This is a genomic window from Noviherbaspirillum massiliense JC206, assembly GCF_000312045.1.
Classification (GTDB): Bacteria; Pseudomonadota; Gammaproteobacteria; order Burkholderiales; family Burkholderiaceae_D; genus Noviherbaspirillum; species Noviherbaspirillum massiliense.
The window spans coordinates 105,837-123,793 of sequence record NZ_HE978634.1 but is presented as its reverse complement, the minus strand read 5'-3'; the positions used below and the strand labels follow the sequence as shown (position 1 = coordinate 123,793).

Here is a 17,957-nt window from a genome sequence, read left to right as displayed (position 1 = left end):
GGTGCTTTTCTTGCTACTTATTGTTGCCAGCAGGGATGCCCGTAACGAGCCGCCGTGCTGCGACTTCTCGGCCGGAACCTAAAAGCTGATGGTAATTTCAACAAATATCGGTATGTTGAGCAAAGGGAATTTCGGTTTTGCTGGGCTGTATCATTGTTTATGTGGTGGTCGAGCAACAGAAAAATGAACGAGCGTGCGAAGGGACTTTGCTGTTTTATTTTGTGAAAAGCAGTGCCGCAATATAAAACCCAAAATGCTGCTGCTTCAAAGGCGTGGAAGGAAATGCACATCAATACTGTTGACTTTTATATTGTTTGTCGTTAGGAAATTTTTTGGTTTTGGCGAGATCTATGAGAGCGGATGATTTCATTATTGGCTTTGACAAGGTGCTGCGTGTGATTGGCGGCGTTGTTTCGGCGGGCCGTTCGAATCCGGGGGCAAAGGCTCTGGATGAGGGGCTCAGCGAGGCGGAGCGTCGCCATAGCGCCGGTCTGATGCGGGTAAATCATGTAGGGGAGGTTTGTGCGCAGGCTTTGTATGATTCACAGGGACGATTTACGCAAAACGATGCGCTGAAGCAGCAGTTTGCGCAGGCCGGGCGGGAGGAGGAGGACCATCTGGCCTGGACGGCGGAACGTTTGCGTGAGCTCGGTTCGCGGCCAAGCATCCTGAATCCATTTTGGTATGCCGGAGCCTATGCCTTGGGTGCGGTTGCTGCACGTCTGGGCGATCCCCGGAGCCTGGGGTTTGTGGTCGAGACGGAGCGCCAGGTTGAGGCGCATCTCAACAGTCATCTGAAGAAATTGCCTCTTCAGGATGGAAAATCGCGGGCTATTGTCGAGCAGATGCGTGCGGACGAAATTGCCCACGGGGCGGCTGCGAAATCCAAGGGGGCAGTTGAAGTGCCGTTCCTAGCGCGCAAGGCAATGCAGGCCATGGCAAAAGTGATGACGACCACCGCGTATTACTTGTAAAAGAAGCGTTCCCCGGCTCGTTCTGCCCGAGAAGGCGCGAACCGGTTGATCCTCCTGTGCGAGGAATCGCTTTCCGTGGGGGGCGCAGGCCCGCTGTAATCAATTGCAGTCCCGCGGCCAAAGATGCTGTCTGTGCTGGACCTGCTATGCCTTTCTTCCTGACGGCGGCGCGAACTGCGATCAGGTCGGCTAGGTGCTCGTGGTTTCCGCTAGGTCATCGACGATTTCAAAGGAATGCGTCAATTCAGCGGTTTTTTCGAGCATGATCGAGGCGGAGCAATATTTTTCATGCGACAGCTTGATTGCACGTTCAACCAAATTCGGTTTCAGATTGCGGCCCCGTACAGTGAAGTGGAAGTGGATCTTGGTGAACACCTTGGGATCTTTTTCCGCTCGCTCTGATTTGAGTGAGACTTCACAGCCACGGATATCCTGCCCGCTTTTGCGCAGGATAAGTACCACGTCATAGGCGGTGCAGCCTCCTGTGCCAGCAAGCACCACTTCCATAGGGCGCGGCGCAAGGTTGCGTCCGCCGCCTTCTGGGGCGCCATCCATGGCGACCAAATGTCCGGAGCCAGTTTCAGCCAAAAAAGTCATGCCGGATAAGCCGGTCCAGCGCACTGTGCATTCCATTGTATCTCTCGTGTCTTGAATTAAAAATAGAGATGATTTTAGCTGCTCCGAGGCCAGGAGGCTGCTAAGTGGCGGAATATCTGGGGCGCCAGCGCAGTGGCAAATGCCAGGCCGTCCCGGCGGGAAAAAGGATGAAAAAACCTGCCTATGCCTTTGAATCTAAAGACCCTTTGATCGACAAAAATTGCGAGAATTGTAGGAAAAAGGAGACATGATTTCTTGCGCCGCACAATAAATCGGCCTAGACTTTATTGCCGACTGTTAAAGCAAGTTTGGAAAGTTTCAGTCGAACCATTGTCTCCTCCACCCTCCAATGGTGTGGATTTTGACCCGAAGTTTACGCACTTCGGGTTTTTTTTGCCCTTTTGGTGCATAAGAGTTTGACGCCAAGTCTTTGAAAAGACTATAATTTCAGGCTTTCCGTTCGCTCAGGAAAAGATAACAAGGATGAGTCCGCGCGCGGCGCCCTCGGCGAAGAGGCGGCGGAACCGCCAGTTTGAGCGAGTCATTTTTTATTCAGGAAGTCATCATGAAAACCTTTTCCGCGAAAGCCCATGAGGTCAAGCGTGACTGGTTCGTGATTGACGCGACGGACAAGGTCCTCGGGCGTGTCGCCAGCGAAGTGGCACTCCGACTGCGCGGCAAGCACAAACCGGAATTTACTCCGCACGTCGACACGGGCGATTTCATTGTCGTCATCAACGCAGGCAAGCTGCGCGTGACCGGCACCAAGAACTTGAACAAGAAGTACTACCGTCACTCCGGTTACCCAGGCGGTATCTACGAAACGAATTTCGAGAAAATGCAGCAGCGTTTTCCGGGTCGTGCGCTCGAGAAGGCGGTCAAGGGCATGCTGCCCAAAGGTCCTCTCGGCTATGCGATGATCAAGAAACTGAAGGTGTATGCGGAAGGTACCCATCCGCACGCTGCTCAGCAACCCAAGCCGCTCGACATCTAAGGAATTGACATGATCGGTAACTACAATTACGGAACCGGCCGTCGCAAGAGTGCAGTGGCTCGCGTATTCATCAAATCCGGCACCGGCCAGATCGTGGTCAACGGCAAGCCGGCCGGCGAGTATTTTTCGCGTGAAACCGGCCTGATGGTAATCCGTCAGCCGCTGGAGCTGACCAACAACGTCGATCGCTTCGACATCATGGTGAACGTGCATGGCGGCGGTGAATCCGGCCAGGCAGGCGCAGTACGCCATGGCATCACCCGTGCATTGATCGATTATGATGCAACGCTGAAATCGGAACTGGCAAAAGCCGGCTTCGTGACTCGCGATGCACGTGAAGTCGAGCGTAAGAAGGTCGGCCTGCGCAAGGCACGCCGCGCCAAGCAGTTCTCCAAGCGTTAATCCGCTTCCGGGGTTCCGCGAAAGCCGTCAGGTTCGTGCCTGGCGGCTTTTTGCTTTTGGCGAATTACATTTTCTTTCATTTGCGCCGTTGTTTGCCGATTGGGAAGTGGCGGCGATTCAAACACCCGCTGTTACAATAAAAATTCGCTGGCGGCGCTTTCAGCAAGGAATAGAAATGATCAAGGTTGGTATCGTTGGTGGCACGGGATATACAGGTGTGGAATTGCTGCGCCTGCTCGCCGCACATCCGCAAGTGCAATTGACAGCGATTACATCGCGCAAGGAAGACGGCATGCCGGTCGCGGATATGTTCCCGTCGCTGCGCGGCTATGTGTCGCTTGCGTTTTCTACTCCGGAAAAGGCAAAGTTGACAGAGTGCGACGTCGTCTTTTTTGCGACGCCCCATGGCGTGGCGATGGCGCAGGCCCGCGAATTGCTGGCGGCAGGTGTGAAGGTGATCGACCTGGCTGCCGACTTTCGCATCAAGGACACTGCGGTATTTGAAAAATGGTATGGCATGCCGCATTCCTGCCCCGATTTGCTGGACGAGGCGGTGTATGGACTGCCGGAAGTCAACCGCGAAGCTATTCGGAATGCGCGCCTGATCGGTTTGCCCGGATGTTATCCGACGTCGATGCAACTGGGTTTTGCCCCATTGCTTGCGCAAGGCAAGGCTCTGGTCAACGAGTCTGCCCTGATCGCGGATTGCAAGTCCGGCGTTTCCGGCGCAGGGCGCAAAGCAGAAGTGCACACTCTTCTGGCAGAAGCCTCCGACAACTTCAAGGCCTATGGCGTGAAGGGGCATCGGCATCTGCCGGAAACGACCCAGGGATTGCAGGCGATCGCGGGCCGCAAGATCGGCCTGACTTTCGTACCGCATCTCGTGCCCATGATTCGCGGCATCCATTCCACACTCTATGCGACGATTTTGCCGGAAGCGCGCAACACCGACTTCCAGGCATTGTATGAACAGCATTTCCGGAATGAACCCTTCGTCGATGTCATGCCTCCCGGCAGCCATCCGGAAACCCGTTCGGTGCGCGCATCCAACAAGCTGCGTATCGCAGTACACCGCCCGGAAGGCGGCGACCTGCTGGTGATCCTGGTGGTGGAAGACAATCTGGTCAAGGGCGCTGCCGGCCAAGGGGTGCAGTGCATGAACATCATGTTCGGGCTGGATGAAACGGCAGGATTGAAGCAGGTCCCGGTCCTGCCGTAAGGCTAGGCATCGACGGTAAAAGAAGCAGAATGTTCGAGGGCAGGCAGTGTTGAATTCTTTGAAGCTTAAATTATGGTTGCGACACCTTTCGATTTCTTCGCCAAGGATGACCATAAAAACGCAACTGCCTTGGCCCTTGCGCATTCTGTATCTCGCTGTCGTGCTTGGCCTGGCCGGCGCCATCGCGATGTGGACCTACGATCTGGGCCGCGGCTTGGCGGGCGTGACCTCTGCGGGTATCAAGGAGCGCCTCGTTGAATATCAGGAGCGGATCGAAAAGCTCAGCGCCGAGCGTGATCAGTATTCCACGACGGTGAATGCGGCTGAAAGCCAGCTGAATATCGAGCGCTCGACCAAACAGCAACTGGCCAACCAGGTTAGGTCGCTGGAAAGCGAAAATGCCAGACTGAAAGAAGACTTGGCCTTCTTCGAAAGCCTGCTGCCGAATGCAACAGGCGTGCAAGGCGTTGCAATCCGCCGCCTGAAGGTCGATCTCATCGCGCCAGGCCAGTTGCGCTATCGCCTGCTGATCATGCAGGGAGGCAGAAACAAGCCAGAGTTTGTCGGAAATCTGCAACTTGCCATGTCGACTGAGCAAGGCGGCAAGACTACCATGATGACTTTTCCGGAAGGAAACTCCACGGACTCAGATAAGTTCAAGCTTGCTTTTAAACATTACCAACGCGTCGAAGGTGTGTTAAATCTACCGGAAGGCGCGTCGATCAAGACAGTCCAGGCGCGCGTAATTGAAAAAGGTCAAATACGGGCGCAGCAATCTGCCAATTTGTAAAGGGGAGGCATCATGTTAGGCCGCAAAGCAAAAAGCACCATCGATAGTCTGATCGGCATATCGACCACGATCGAAGGCAATTTGAATTTCAAGGGCGGCCTGCGCATAGACGGGCATGTCAAGGGGAACGTCATCGCGGAAAGCGATCAGGACAGCATGCTGGTGATTTCAGAGCAGGCAAAGGTCGAAGGCGAAGTGCGCGTGGCGCATCTGGTCGTCAACGGCGAGATCGTTGGGCCGGTTTTTTCGTCCGAACTGCTTGAATTGCAGCCGAAAGCCCGCATAACTGGAGATGTGCATTACAAGGCACTCGAAATGCATGGCGGTGCCTTGGTTTGCGGAAAATTGACGCATGAACAAGTCGGCGAGCCAATGCTGAAGCTGGCCATGTCCAATACGTGAAAATCCTCAAGAGTCTATAATCCGGGTATCGATGTTTGCCCACAGGAGTTTGAAATGAATGCCGTCACCGAAATGCCTGATCCGATCGTTTTTACCGATAGCGCAGCAGCCAAGGTTGCCCAGCTGATCGAGGAGGAAGGCAATCCCGACCTGAAACTGCGCGTGTTCGTGCAGGGCGGCGGTTGCTCCGGTTTCCAGTACGGCTTCACTTTCGATGAAATCGCCAATGAAGACGATACGACGATGACCAAGAACGGCGTGCAGTTGCTGATCGACTCAATGAGCTACCAATATCTGGTCGGCGCGGAGATCGATTACAAGGATGACCTGGAAGGTGCGCAGTTCGTCATCAAGAATCCGAACGCAACGACAACTTGCGGCTGCGGTTCCTCATTCTCGGTTTGATCCGGATCAGGCTTAAACAAGAAGGACGCTGCGGCGTCCTTTTTGTTTTTGTGCGTCATTTTTGTGCATCACTCAGTTTGCCGGATAAAGCGCGCCAAGAATCCGCAGGCCCTTGGCGCCTGTGACCGCTGGCAGATTGCCAGGCTGGCGGCACGTGAAGCGGTATGCGAGCCAGGCAAAGGCCAGGGCTTCCACATGATTGGGCGGCACGCCAAGGCTGGCCGTCGTTTCCACGCCTGCACCATGGCCGCGCGCGTGAAGTTCTTGCCCGATCATCCGCATCAGGCAGGCATTGTAGGCACCGCCGCCGCAGACATAGACAGCCTTTGCCTCTGGCGCATAGTTGGTAATGGCATCAGCGAGAGTCGAGGCAGTCAATGCGGCCAGGCTCGCCTGCACATCCGCGGCTGCAAGATCTGGAAACGATGCAAGCTTCTCCGCCAGCCATGCCGGACGGAACAAGTCTCGGCCAGTGCTTTTCGGTGCCGGGAGCGCGAAGAAGTGTTCATCTCGCAAGGCGTCCAGAAGCGGCACAAAAGGCTTGCCGCTTGCCGCCCACGCGCCGTTTTCATCATAAGCCTTGCCTTGCTGCTGCAGGATCCAGGCATCCATCAACACATTGCCCGGGCCGGTATCGAAGCCGATCACCGACCCGTCCGCATGCAATACGCTGATATTGCCGATGCCTCCGATATTTGCCACGACGCGCGTTTCGCCGGGCTTGCCGAAAATCGCGTGATGGAAAGCCGGGACCAGAGGCGCGCCTTGGCCTTGGGCGGCAATATCGCGACTGCGCAAATCGGCCACCACATCGATGCCGATCAGTTCGGCCAGCAGCGCCGGATTATTGGTTTGCCTGGTATAACCGAGTTCGGGACGGTGGCGAATCGTCTGGCCATGCGCGCCGATCGCGCATACCGCTTCCGGGCCGAGCTTCGCTTGCTCCAGCAAATGCCGCACGCAATCGGCATAGTGTCGCACCAGCGCATTGGCAGCCAATGCTTCGCGGTGGATTTCATTCTCGCCAGCCGCCTGCAGGGCCATCAGGTCGCTACGCAGTGCGGCAGGAAAGGGCACATATGCAGCCGACAAGGTCGAAATGGCATCGGCACTGCCGTCCATGGGAAAGGAAGCAAGCACGCCATCGACGCCATCAAGGCTGGTTCCGGACATGAGGCCGATGAAAAGAAGGGATTGGGTATCGGGCATAAAAAAACCGTTCAGGAGAGGCTGATTTTACAGCTCCTGAACGGCTCCGGCAGGTTTTGCGGCTACTACTTGGAAGCCAGCTTAGTGCCCTCGTCCCGCGCATTCAGCAACGCGAAACGATGCTTGATATCGGCTGCCACGTTGTGAAAGCGCTGGAGTTCCGCGCCTGCAAGCGGCTGGACGTTCGGAACCTGGATCGACATCGGATCGCGCGGCTCGTTGTTGACGCGGAATTCATAGTGCAGATGTGGGCCGGTAGCCCAGCCTGTCGCGCCGACATAACCGATCACATCGCCCTGTGCGACTTTCATGCCCTTTCTTATGCCCTTAGCGAAGCGGCTCATGTGCGCGTAGGTGGTCGAATAGTTATTCCAGTGCTTGATGATCACCACATTGCCATAGCCGTTCTGCCGGCCGACGAAATCGACCGTGCCTTCGCCGGCTGCGCGGATCGCGGTGCCGGTCGGTGCTGCGAAATCAATGCCCTTGTGACGCTTCCACTGGCCGGAAATCGGATGCACGCGCATCGAAAAGCCGGAGGAAATCCGGGAAAATTCGAGGGGGGATTTCAGGAAGGCTTTCTTCAGGGATTTGCCGTCGAAAGTGTAATAGCCGCCTTGCTTGCCGGCTTCCTCGAACCATACCGACTGGTAGGTGCGGCCGGCATTGATGAATTCGCCCGCCAGCACGCGGCCGGCACGGATGAAATTGCCGTTTTGCCAAAAGGTCTCGTACACGACGTTGAAGCGGTCGCCGCGGCGCAGGTCGGAGGCGAAGTCGATATTGGTCGAGAACATGTCGACGATCTGGCTGGCGACATTGTCCGGGATCTGGGCCGCATCGGTGGCGGCAAACAGGGAAGACCTGATTTCGCCGGAATGCATTTCGATGCGCCGCTCGATGGTCGCAGTCGCTTCGCTCGCGGTGAAGCGCTCGCCTTGGCGGGAGATCACCAGGTTTTTGAGGGCGTTGCCGCCGTCGCCAACGGTCGCAGTCAGGCGCTTCAGCCGGCCGTCGCCGTCGATCTGTGCCTGCACCCGCTTGCCGGTCCTGAGTTGCAGGATGGCGTAGGCAGTGCGGTCAGACTTGATGAAGGCGGCAGCGGCAGGATCGTCCACGCCGAGACGGTTGAGCAGGGTGCCCAGCGTATCGCCGGCGCGGACGGTTTCTTCCCGCAAGTACAATTGCTCTTTCGTCTGCAGGCTTGCGATCTGTTCTGACAGGCTGGGGAGGGCGATTTCTTCCGTGATGGACTTTACCGGCAGGTCGGACGGGTCGGGCGGCATCGGCGCGACGCCGGCAGCACCGAAAGCGCAGGCGGCAAGGAACAATGCGGACGCGGAGATGATCCGCGCCTTGCGCGATGCTCCGAACAGTAGCCGGACACTGGAGCCTGCGTTAAGGATTTTATCTTTGGAGAGCATGCAATCAGTTAAAATTTGCTGTTTCGTCGAAGGGCCGATGACGGAATTCGATACGCGACATCAAGCAGCTGGTCCGGCATGCGCGCAAGGCGGGCTCAATGCACCACCTGCTGCGCCATCAGCGGAATGCGCCTGGACAAGGTGCCGCGCGGTGTCATCATAGCCCCTGAAATTTCTCCTTTGCTGCCACTGTTGCAATCTGTTGCAGCATCGCAAGAAAAAAATGAGCAGCGATTATACCAACACATCCTATTCACCTTTTACAGCCGTCTCTTAATTTTCGTCATCAAATGGACACTTCCCAGCAATTGCAAAATGGCAATGCCACTCAATCTGCTACGTCAACCTCCCTTCTTCCCTTGTCCGATGCCGTCCAGGAAGCGCTGACCATTGCCAAGCGCGGCATCGATGAATTGCTCATCGAATCCGAATTCGCACAAAAGCTGGCGCGTTCCGAAAAGACCGGCAAGCCCTTGCGGATCAAGCTCGGCCTGGATCCGACCGCGCCCGATCTGCACCTCGGACATACAGTGGTGCTCAACAAAATGCGCCAACTGCAAAATCTGGGCCATCAAGTGATTTTCCTGATCGGCGACTTCACTTCCATGATTGGCGATCCTTCCGGCCGCAATGTCACGCGCCCGCCGCTGACGCGCGAACAGATCGAGGAAAACGCGAAGACCTACTTCACGCAGGCGAGCCTGGTGCTCGACCCATCCAAGACGGAAATCCGCTACAACTCCGAATGGTGCGATCCGCTCGGCGCACGCGGCATGATCCAGCTGGCGGCGAAGTACACGGTGGCGCGCATCCTGGAACGGGAAGACTTCACGAAGCGCTTCAAGGCAGGCACGCCGATTTCAGTGCACGAGCTGCTGTACCCGCTGATGCAGGGTTACGATTCGGTGGCCCTGCAGTCGGACCTGGAGCTCGGCGGCACCGATCAGAAATTCAACCTGCTGGTGGGGCGCGAACTGCAGAAGGATTACGGGCAGGAGCCGCAATGCATCCTGACCATGCCTCTGCTCGAGGGTCTGGACGGCGTCGAAAAGATGTCGAAGTCCAAGGGCAATTACGTCGGCATCACCGAGCCGCCCAACACCATGTTCGGCAAGCTGATGAGCATTTCCGACGAGATGATGTGGCGCTATTACGATCTTCTCTCGTTCCGCTCATTGGCAGAAATTACACAATTGAGAAAAGAAGTCGACGCCGGACGCAATCCGCGCGACATCAAGGTTCTGCTGGCGCAGGAGATCGTCGCGCGCTTCCATACGGCACAGGCGGCGGAAGAAGCGCTGGCGGACTTCAACAATCGCGCGCGCGGCGGCATTCCGGACGATATTCCGGAAGTCACCTTGTCAGGCGCGCCGCTCGGCATCGGCCAATTGCTCAAGCAGGCGAACCTGTGCCCGTCGACGTCGGAAGCGCTGCGCATGGTGGAGCAGGGCGGCGTGCGCATCGATGGCGCGCCGGTGAGCGACAAGGGCCTGAAGGTCAATGCCGGCACCTTCGTCCTGCAGGTCGGCAAGCGCAAGTTTGCGCGCGTCACGCTCCTGTAATGATTGCCCTCTTGCAGCGGGTGACGCAGGCGAACGTCGCGGTCGAGGGCAGGACCGTCGGCGCCATCGGTGCCGGCCTGCTGGTCCTGCTCTGTGCCGAACGCAAGGATACGGAGAAGGAAGCGGATGCGCTGCTGAGCAAGCTGCTTGCCTACCGCGTGTTTTCCGATGAGGCCGGCAAGATGAACCGCAGCCTGACGGACGTGGCTGGCGGATTGCTGCTGGTGCCGCAATTCACGCTGGCGGCTGATACCCAATCCGGCACGCGCCCATCGTTTACCCCGGCGGCCGCGCCCGAAGACGGTCGCAGGCTGTTCGACTATTTCGTATCTAGGGCGCAAGAGCGGCATTCCATCGTTCAGACCGGCGAGTTCGGTGCAGACATGAAAGTCTGGCTGACCAATGATGGGCCGGTCACGTTCTGGCTGCAGATGCGGCCCCGGGACTGACTTGCGATTTGTCTGAACATCACTGTTTTTTTGACATCACAATCTGCGAACATCAATACCAAGGAGATGATGATGGAGCTTCGTAGCAACTCATTCAAGGATGGCGAGACCATTCCCGGTGAATTCGCGTTTTGCGTAAGCGATCCGGCTTCGCATGTCGCACTGTCCGCCAACAAGAATCCGCACCTGGCCTGGAGCGGGCTTCCTGCCGGCACCAAGTCGTTGGCCTTGATCTGTCACGACTATGACGTGCCTTCGCGCGGCGACGACGTGAACAAGGAAGGCCGCGAAGTGCCGGCCGACCTGCCGCGCGTGGATTTCTTCCACTGGGTACTGGTGGACCTAAAGCCCAGCGTGTCCGAAATCGCCGCCGGCCAGTACAGCAACCAAGTCACGCCGCGCGGCAAGCCGGGGCCGGACATCAGCAGCGGCAGCGGCGAGCGCCATGGCTTGAATGACTACACTGGCTGGTTCGCCGGCGACAAGGACATGGCGGGCGACTATTTCGGCTATGACGGCCCGTGCCCGCCGTGGAACGATTCCATCGTTCACCACTATGTATTCACGCTGTATGCGCTGGATATCGAGCGCATGCCGGTGGAGGGCAAATTTACCGGCCAGCAGGTGCGCGATGCGATCCGCGGACACATCCTGGGCGAAGCCAAGATCACCGGCCTGTATTCGCTCAATCCTGCCGTTGTCGCGCGCGGATACGGAAAGCCGGGGGCAGCGTGACGGAAATCCTGCTGATCCGCCATGGCGAAACCGACTGGAATGCTGAAAAGCGTCTGCAGGGCCATCTCGACATTCCGCTCAATGCCGAAGGCCGGCGCCAGGCTGCGGCACTCGGCCGGTCGCTTCTGGATGAACCGCTGGACGCAATTTTTTCCAGCGACTTGCAGCGCGCCCGGCAGACTGCCGAGGCCATCGCCGCGCCGCGCGGGATGACGGTGCAGATCGATCCGGGCCTGCGCGAGCGTTGCTATGGCGGATTCGAAGGGCTGACCTATGAGGAAATCGGCGAGCGCTATCCGGAAGCCTACCTGGCGTGGAAGGCACGCGATCCCGATGCGCGTTTTCCGCCGGGGCAGAATTTGGCGGAATCCCTGCGCGAGTTTTCGCAACGTGCCGTCAGTGCGATTGCCCGACTGGCAAGTCGGGACGGCTACCGGAAAATCGCCATCGTCGCCCATGGCGGCGTACTGGATTGCGCCTATCGGGCAGCGAGGGGCATGGGCTTCGAGCGGGCGCGGGACTTCGACATCTTCAATGCCAGCATCAACCGGCTGAGCTGGAACGGTGCCGCGTTGCAGTTGATGCACTGGGGTGATATCGCGCACCTCGCAGCGGAAGCGAAAGTGCTGGACGAAGTCGACAAATAAGCAGGGATGCCTCCAGCATGGCCCTGGAAACATGTTGGCAGCACGCCAGGCACAGCAATTTCTCCGAGGCCGCGTCTTCCCGGGCCTTCTGATGGAAGCGTGATCGCGATAAAATAGCAGCTTTTTCCCTTGCAGCAATCACGCCGTGAAACTGGGTCCCTATTCCTTGCGGAACAATGTGTTCGTCGCCCCGATGGCAGGGGTGACCGACCGGCCATTCCGGCAATTGTGCAAGCAGTTGGGAGCAGGATACGCGGTGTCCGAAATGGCGGCTTCCAATCCGCGCCTGTGGGCCAGCGAAAAAACCGCCCGTCGCACCAACCATGACGGCGAGATGGAACCGAAGGCGGTACAGATTGCGGGCGCCGACCCTGCGATGCTCGCCGATTGCGCGCGCTTCAACGTGGACCGCGGTGCGCAGATCATCGACATCAACATGGGTTGTCCGGTCAAGAAAGTCTGCAACAGCTGGTGCGGTTCGGCCCTGCTGCAAAACGAAAAGCTGGTCGGCGACATCATCGATGCCGTGGTGGGCGCAGTGGACGTTCCGGTGACCCTGAAATTCCGCACCGGCTGGGACCGGCTGAACAAGAATGCATTGACGATTGCGAAAATGGCGCAGGCCGGCGGCATCGCGATGCTGACGCTGCATGGACGCACCCGCGCCGACGGCTATCGCGGCGAAGCCGAATACGACACGATTGCGGCGGTCAAGGCGGCAGTGTCGATACCGGTCGTCGCCAACGGTGACATCACCACCCCGGAAAAGGCGCAGTTTGTGCTCGCCCATACCGGCGCAGACGCGGTGATGATCGGCCGTGCAGCCCAGGGGAGGCCCTGGATTTTCCGGGAAATCGAGCATTTCCTGCGCACCGGCCAGCACCTGACACCACCCACGGTAGCCGAGGCGCGCCGCCTGATGGATGAGCATTTGCGCGCCCACTATGCCTTCTATGGCGAGTACTTGGGCGTGCGCACGGCGCGCAAGCATATCGGCTGGTATGTGCAGGACCTGCCGGGCGGCGAAAGCTTCCGTCAGCGCATGAACCGGATTGAAGACTGCGAAGAGCAGTTGGCTGCAGTGGATACCTATTTTGAGTCATTGTTGCCGTACGGCGAGCGGTTACAATACGGTCACGTCGACCAAAAGTTGGCGGCGTAAATTGCCCAAAAATACAAATCTGTCACAGACATGAGCAAAGACACCATTCAGGACGTCGTCAAGAAAAGCCTTGAAAAATATTTCAAGGATTTGGGCGAGCAGCAGCCGTCCAATGTCTATGAAATGGTGGTGTTTACCGTGGAGAAGCCGATACTGGAAGCGGTGATGGAGCGCGCCCGCGGCAATCAGTCACTGGCGGCAGAGATGCTGGGCATCAATCGCAATACCCTGCGCAAGAAGCTGCAGCAGCACGGCCTGCTTTGATCGACAGACATACTGATCGACAGCGGTGATCGATAACATAAGGGCGTCGGAGCAGCGAAGACTGCAACCGGCGCCTTTAGGTTATCCATTACTTTCGGCATCCTCATCATGATCAGACAAGCCCTCATCTCCGTGTCCGACAAGGCCGGCGTACTCGAATTCGCACGCGCGCTTTCTTCCATGGGCGTCAAGCTGCTTTCCACCGGCGGCACCGCCAAACTGCTGGCCGATAACGGCCTGCAGGTGACCGAAGTCGCCGACTACACCGGATTTCCGGAAATGCTCGACGGCCGCGTGAAGACGCTGCATCCGAAAGTCCATGGCGGCATCCTTGCGCGTCGCGACTTTCCTGAGCATATGGCGGCGCTGCAAAAGCATGCCATTCCAACCATCGACATGGTGGTGGTGAACCTGTATCCCTTCCAGCAGACCGTGGCCAAGGAACAATGCACGCTGGAAGATGCGATCGAGAACATCGATATCGGCGGCCCGGCGATGCTGCGCTCCTCGGCGAAGAACCACAAGGATGTGGTGGTGATCTGCGATCCGGCCGATTACGCCCGCGTGCTGGGCGAGATGGAAGCGAACAAGGGCGAGGTGAGCTACGAGACCCGGTTCGCGCTGGCGAAGAAAGTCTTTGCCCATACCGCACAATACGACGGCGCCATCACCAACTACTTCACCTCGCTCGGCGAAGACCGCCAGCATGCGACCCGCAGCGCCTATCCGCAGACGCTGAATCTGCATTTCGAAAAGGTGCAGGACATGCGCTATGGCGAAAACCCGCACCAGTCGGCGGCGTTTTACCGCGATCTGGTGCCGGTCGAAGGCGCACTCGCCAATTACCGCCAATTGCAGGGCAAGGAACTGTCCTACAACAACATCGCCGATGCCGATGCTGCCTGGGAATGCGTGAAGACTTTCGAGGAAAGCGCCTGCGTCATCATCAAGCATGCCAATCCCTGCGGCGTGGCGACCGGCACCAACCCGCTGGACGCCTACAGCAAGGCATTCAAGACCGATCCGACTTCCGCCTTCGGCGGCATCATCGCCTTCAACCGCACGCTGGACGGCAAGGCGGCGGAAGCCGTAGCCAAGCAATTCGTCGAAGTCCTGATCGCACCGTCGTTCACCCAGGAAGCGCGGGACGTCTTCGCAGCCAAGCAGAACGTGCGCCTGCTGGAAATCCCGCTGGCTGCCGACGTCAATGCTTATGACTTCAAGCGCGTCGGCGGCGGCCTGCTGCTGCAGTCGCCGGACGCAAAAAATGTCCTGCCGGCCGAGCTGAAAGTGGTGAGCCAGAAGCAGCCGACCCTGCAGCAGATGCAGGACCTGATGTTCGCCTGGCGCGTGGCCAAGTTCGTCAAGTCGAATGCGATCGTATTCTGCGGCAATGGCATGACGCTGGGCGTCGGCGCCGGCCAGATGAGCCGTGTCGATTCCGCGCGCATCGCATCGATCAAGGCGCAGAATGCCGGGCTGTCGCTGGCCGGTTCGGCGGTGGCATCCGATGCCTTCTTCCCGTTCCGCGACGGTCTCGATGTGGTGGTGGATGCGGGCGCGACTTGCGTGATCCAGCCCGGCGGCTCCATGCGCGACCAGGAAGTGATCGACGCCGCCAACGAGCGCGGCGTGGTGATGCTGTTGACAGGCACGCGCCATTTCAGACATTGATAGTAAAGGGCCCTTCCTGCAAGCGGGAAGGGCGACTGCATGAAAATTCTCGGCATCGACCCCGGCTTGCGCACCACCGGCTTCGGCGTAATCCACAAGCAGGGCAACAAGCTGTCCTATATCGCTTCCGGCACCATCAAGACGCCGGATGCCGATCTGCCGCAGCGGCTGAAGGTCATCCTTTCGGGCGTGTCGGAAATCATCCGCACCTATGCACCCGACTGTGCCGCGATCGAAAAGGTGTTCGTCAACGTCAATCCGCAATCCACGCTCCTGCTCGGCCAGGCGCGCGGTGCCGCGATCTGCGCGCTGGTCAATGCGGACCTCATGGTTGCCGAATACACGGCGCTGCAAATCAAGCAGGCGGTCGTTGGCCATGGCAAGGCGCAAAAGCAGCAGGTGCAGGACATGGTGCAGCGCCTGCTGCTGTTGCCGGGTGTCCCGGGGCCGGATGCGGCGGACGCGCTCGGCGTCGCGATTTGCCACGCGCATGGCGGCGAGATATTGGACACTCTTGGCGGACTGGCGCCGGCGCTGGCGAAGAAGGGGTTGCGGGTACGGCGCGGGAGGCTGGTCGGGTGAGACCGTTGCGCCAGACTTGAGCTTCAGGCAAGTGCGACCTGGCGTCGCGCGGACAGGGCGTTAAAACTGCTTTTCCGCTTCCCGGGCGTCGATTTCAAACTTGTTGTGCCAGTAGGCATCGCGCCCGCGGATTCCCGCCCAGGCGCTGGAAGCGATGTAGGCGAAGGGGAAGATAATGCCCCAGCGAGCCGCCTGGCGTACATGTGCAAGTTCATGTATCAGCACGCGTGAGGACAATCCCTGTTGCTCGGCAATGACGACATGGCCGAGCGCCATGGCTGTCATGGCGCCAAAGGGGTGACGGCTCAGCAACTGATCGGCAAACGGGCCGCGTACCAGGATCGCAATCGTCGGATGCCGGACTAGTTGCATCTGGCCGCGAATCAGAACAACCGGCAACGCCATCAGCAGACCGAGCACGGTCAATGGCGATGCCCATACGATTCCCAGGATGGTGCCTATCCAGAATAAGGGAAAGCGTATGTAATTGTTGTTCAGGAGTTTTCGTTGCCGGGTACGCATGAGCCTATTAGAGCATGGCACTCTGAGAAAAATCCTTATGCGGCGTCAAGGCTGAGGCAGGTGCGCGGCAAATCGAAAGCAGCGCTTGCTTGCCTTGTGGAATGTTCAACTTGCTTCTGCCTCATCACCCCAGTCGTTGTCCTATTCGTTGTCCTGTATGATGCCATCTGCGTTTTTAAGGTCTTCGCACTATGATCGGTCGCCTTTCCGGAATCCTGCTTGAAAAGAATCCCCCTCAGTTGCTGGTCGATTGCGGTGGTGTCGGCTATGAAGTCGATGTGCCGATGAGCACCTTCTACAACTTGCCCGGCACCGGAGAAAAGGTCGTCCTCCTGACCCATCTTGCCGTGCGCGAGGATGCGCACCTGCTGTATGGCTTCGGCACTGCCGGGGAACGCGATGTCTTCAAGCAGCTGATCAAGATTTCCGGCATAGGCGCGCGCACTGCGCTGGCGATCCTGTCCGGCATGTCGGTGGCGGACCTGGCCCAGGCCATCACCCTGCAGGAAGCGGGGCGGCTGACCAGGATCCCGGGCATCGGCAAGAAAACGGCCGAGCGCCTGCTGCTCGAACTGAAGGGCAAGCTCGGCGCCGACTTGGGCGCGGCGGGCGGATTGCAGCAGCATGACACGACCTCCGACATCCTGAACGCGCTACTCGCGCTCGGCTATTCCGACAAGGAAGCGATGCTGGCGATGAAGCAGGTGCCTGCCGGGAGCGGCGTGTCCGAAGGCATCAAGCTGGCGCTGAAAGCCCTGTCGAAGGGGTGAGGCGCAATACATTCCCGCTTGAGGAAGCAGAACCATGAGTATCCAGACCGACAACTTCAGCGAACAGCGCATCATTGCCGCCACCCCGGTGTCGCCGAATGAAGAAGCCATCGAACGCGCGCTGCGGCCGAAACAGCTCGACGAATATGTCGGGCAGGAAAAAATCCATAGCCAGCTTGAAATCTTCATCAAGGCTGCGCGCCAGCGGCGCGAAGCGCTCGACCATACCCTGCTGTTCGGCCCGCCGGGCCTGGGCAAGACCACGCTCGCGCACATCATTGCGCGCGAAATGGGGGTGAACCTGCGCCAGACTTCCGGCCCGGTGCTGGAGCGCGCCGGCGATCTGGCCGCGCTGCTCACCAACCTGGAGCCGAACGATGTGCTGTTCATCGATGAAATCCACCGGCTGTCGCCGATGGTGGAGGAAATCCTGTATCCGGCGCTCGAGGATTACCAGATCGATATCATGATCGGTGAAGGCCCGGCGGCGCGTTCGGTGCGGCTGGACCTGCAGCCGTTCACCCTGGTCGGGGCCACCACCCGTGCCGGCATGCTTACCAATCCCCTGCGCGACCGCTTCGGCATTGTGGCGCGACTGGAGTTCTATACGCCGGAAGAACTGGCAAAAATCATTACCCGCAGCGCTTCGCTGCTGAATGCCCCCATCGTTCCCGACGGCGCCTTCGAAATCGCCAGGCGCAGCCGCGGCACGCCGCGTATTGCCAACCGCCTGCTGCGCCGCGTGCGCGACTATGCCGAAGTCAAGGGCACGGGCGAAATCACGAAAGCGATGGCGGATGCAGCGCTGGTGATGCTGGATGTCGACCCGGTGGGCTTCGATGTGATGGACCGCAAGCTGCTCGAAGCCGTGCTGTTCAAGTTCAACGGAGGCCCGGTGGGCCTGGACAACCTCGCTGCCGCCATCGGGGAAGAGCGCGACACCATCGAAGACGTGCTCGAACCCTACCTGATCCAGCAGGGTTATCTGCAGCGCACCCCGCGCGGCCGCATCGCCACTGCGGCTGCCTATACCCACTTCGGCATCACGGCACCTCGCACCGGTTCCAGCGGCGATTTATGGGATGCGCCGTGACAGCGGGTGCACACTGAGCTGTCCACACCCGGCCTGCCCGGATATCAGGCCAGCGCCACCGCTCCCAAGTCTGGCTTGAAG

General features: G+C 58.7%; 21 protein-coding genes. 17 read left to right on the top strand and 4 right to left on the bottom strand.

Going from position 1 to position 17,957, the window contains the following annotated elements; all coding sequences use genetic code 11:
• Nucleotides 1–350: 350 nt before the first annotated feature.
• Nucleotides 351–974, top strand: coding sequence for a 2-polyprenyl-3-methyl-6-methoxy-1,4-benzoquinone monooxygenase (gene coq7 / locus HGHM_RS00625; protein ID WP_019139566.1), 624 nt, complete (start codon nt 351–353; stop codon nt 972–974).
• Nucleotides 975–1,163: 189 nt separating this feature from the next.
• Here coq7 and HGHM_RS00620 read toward each other — a convergent pair whose 3' ends face one another.
• Nucleotides 1,164–1,607, bottom strand: a complete 444-nt coding sequence (locus tag HGHM_RS00620; protein WP_019139565.1) for an OsmC family protein — start codon at nt 1,605–1,607, stop codon at nt 1,164–1,166.
• Between the two features lie 529 nt (nt 1,608–2,136).
• Here HGHM_RS00620 and rplM point away from each other — a divergent pair.
• The 6 genes from rplM (at nt 2,137) to erpA (ending at nt 5,783) form a co-directional block, all read left to right on the top strand.
• The gene (rplM, locus tag HGHM_RS00615; protein WP_019139564.1) at nt 2,137–2,565 is read left to right on the top strand and encodes a 50S ribosomal protein L13; all 429 of its coding nucleotides are present in this window, start codon (nt 2,137–2,139) and stop codon (nt 2,563–2,565) included.
• 9 nt (nt 2,566–2,574) lie between these two features.
• A complete protein-coding gene (gene rpsI, locus HGHM_RS00610; RefSeq protein ID WP_019139563.1) occupies nt 2,575–2,967 on the top strand; it encodes a 30S ribosomal protein S9 in 393 nt (130 codons plus the stop codon).
• Between the two features lie 175 nt (nt 2,968–3,142).
• Nucleotides 3,143–4,186, top strand: coding sequence for an N-acetyl-gamma-glutamyl-phosphate reductase (gene argC, locus HGHM_RS00605; protein WP_019139562.1), 1,044 nt, complete (start codon nt 3,143–3,145; stop codon nt 4,184–4,186).
• A gap of 46 nt (nt 4,187–4,232) precedes the next feature.
• Nucleotides 4,233–4,976: a DUF6776 family protein gene (locus tag HGHM_RS00600; RefSeq protein WP_407635401.1), complete on the top strand. Its 744-nt coding sequence runs from the start codon at nt 4,233–4,235 to the stop codon at nt 4,974–4,976.
• A 12-nt stretch (nt 4,977–4,988) separates the two neighbouring features.
• Entirely contained in the window at nt 4,989–5,378 is a 390-nt protein-coding gene (locus tag HGHM_RS00595) for a bactofilin family protein (RefSeq protein WP_019139560.1), read from the top strand.
• A gap of 54 nt (nt 5,379–5,432) precedes the next feature.
• On the top strand, nt 5,433–5,783 hold the full coding sequence (gene erpA / locus HGHM_RS00590; protein ID WP_019139559.1) for an iron-sulfur cluster insertion protein ErpA: 351 nt from the start codon (nt 5,433–5,435) through the stop codon (nt 5,781–5,783).
• Between the two features lie 72 nt (nt 5,784–5,855).
• Here the strand turns inward: erpA and HGHM_RS00585 are convergent, their stop codons facing one another.
• The gene (locus HGHM_RS00585) at nt 5,856–6,992 is read right to left on the bottom strand and encodes an anhydro-N-acetylmuramic acid kinase (RefSeq protein ID WP_019139558.1); all 1,137 of its coding nucleotides are present in this window, start codon (nt 6,990–6,992) and stop codon (nt 5,856–5,858) included.
• 65 nt (nt 6,993–7,057) lie between these two features.
• A complete protein-coding gene (locus HGHM_RS00580; RefSeq protein WP_019139557.1) occupies nt 7,058–8,416 on the bottom strand; it encodes a M23 family metallopeptidase in 1,359 nt (452 codons plus the stop codon).
• 290 nt (nt 8,417–8,706) lie between these two features.
• On the opposite strand from HGHM_RS00580, the gene tyrS reads away from it, so the two are divergent.
• From tyrS to ruvC, 8 genes are all read left to right on the top strand, one after another.
• Nucleotides 8,707–9,978, top strand: a complete 1,272-nt coding sequence (gene tyrS / locus HGHM_RS00575; RefSeq protein ID WP_026075571.1) for a tyrosine--tRNA ligase — start codon at nt 8,707–8,709, stop codon at nt 9,976–9,978.
• Nucleotides 9,978–10,427 carry a D-aminoacyl-tRNA deacylase gene (gene dtd, locus HGHM_RS00570; RefSeq protein ID WP_019139555.1) on the top strand — a complete coding sequence of 150 codons (450 nt, stop codon included), beginning with the start codon at nt 9,978–9,980 and terminating at the stop codon, nt 10,425–10,427. The genes tyrS and dtd overlap by 1 nt, the downstream gene beginning before the upstream one ends.
• A gap of 72 nt (nt 10,428–10,499) precedes the next feature.
• A complete protein-coding gene (locus tag HGHM_RS00565; protein WP_026075570.1) occupies nt 10,500–11,162 on the top strand; it encodes a YbhB/YbcL family Raf kinase inhibitor-like protein in 663 nt (220 codons plus the stop codon).
• Nucleotides 11,159–11,809, top strand: coding sequence for a histidine phosphatase family protein (locus HGHM_RS00560; protein WP_019139553.1), 651 nt, complete (start codon nt 11,159–11,161; stop codon nt 11,807–11,809). The genes HGHM_RS00565 and HGHM_RS00560 overlap by 4 nt, the downstream gene beginning before the upstream one ends.
• Nucleotides 11,810–11,954: 145 nt before the next feature.
• On the top strand, nt 11,955–12,971 hold the full coding sequence (dusB, locus tag HGHM_RS00555; protein WP_019139552.1) for a tRNA dihydrouridine synthase DusB: 1,017 nt from the start codon (nt 11,955–11,957) through the stop codon (nt 12,969–12,971).
• 30 nt (nt 12,972–13,001) lie between these two features.
• Nucleotides 13,002–13,235: a Fis family transcriptional regulator gene (locus HGHM_RS00550; RefSeq protein WP_019139551.1), complete on the top strand. Its 234-nt coding sequence runs from the start codon at nt 13,002–13,004 to the stop codon at nt 13,233–13,235.
• 108 nt (nt 13,236–13,343) lie between these two features.
• Entirely contained in the window at nt 13,344–14,909 is a 1,566-nt protein-coding gene (purH, locus tag HGHM_RS00545; RefSeq protein ID WP_019139550.1) for a bifunctional phosphoribosylaminoimidazolecarboxamide formyltransferase/IMP cyclohydrolase, read from the top strand.
• Between the two features lie 39 nt (nt 14,910–14,948).
• Nucleotides 14,949–15,491, top strand: a complete 543-nt coding sequence (gene ruvC, locus HGHM_RS00540; protein ID WP_019139549.1) for a crossover junction endodeoxyribonuclease RuvC — start codon at nt 14,949–14,951, stop codon at nt 15,489–15,491.
• A gap of 60 nt (nt 15,492–15,551) precedes the next feature.
• On the opposite strand, the gene HGHM_RS00535 is transcribed toward ruvC, so the two are convergent.
• Nucleotides 15,552–16,013, bottom strand: a complete 462-nt coding sequence (locus HGHM_RS00535; protein WP_019139548.1) for a hypothetical protein — start codon at nt 16,011–16,013, stop codon at nt 15,552–15,554.
• 191 nt (nt 16,014–16,204) lie between these two features.
• Here HGHM_RS00535 and ruvA point away from each other — a divergent pair, with 191 nt between their 5' ends.
• Both ruvA and ruvB read left to right on the top strand, forming a co-directional pair.
• Nucleotides 16,205–16,783 (top strand): Holliday junction branch migration protein RuvA, encoded by a 579-nt coding sequence (gene ruvA / locus HGHM_RS00530; RefSeq protein ID WP_019139547.1) that lies wholly within the window; start codon nt 16,205–16,207, stop codon nt 16,781–16,783.
• A 34-nt stretch (nt 16,784–16,817) separates the two neighbouring features.
• Nucleotides 16,818–17,876, top strand: coding sequence for a Holliday junction branch migration DNA helicase RuvB (gene ruvB / locus HGHM_RS00525; RefSeq protein ID WP_019139546.1), 1,059 nt, complete (start codon nt 16,818–16,820; stop codon nt 17,874–17,876).
• Nucleotides 17,877–17,957 lie beyond the last annotated feature (81 nt).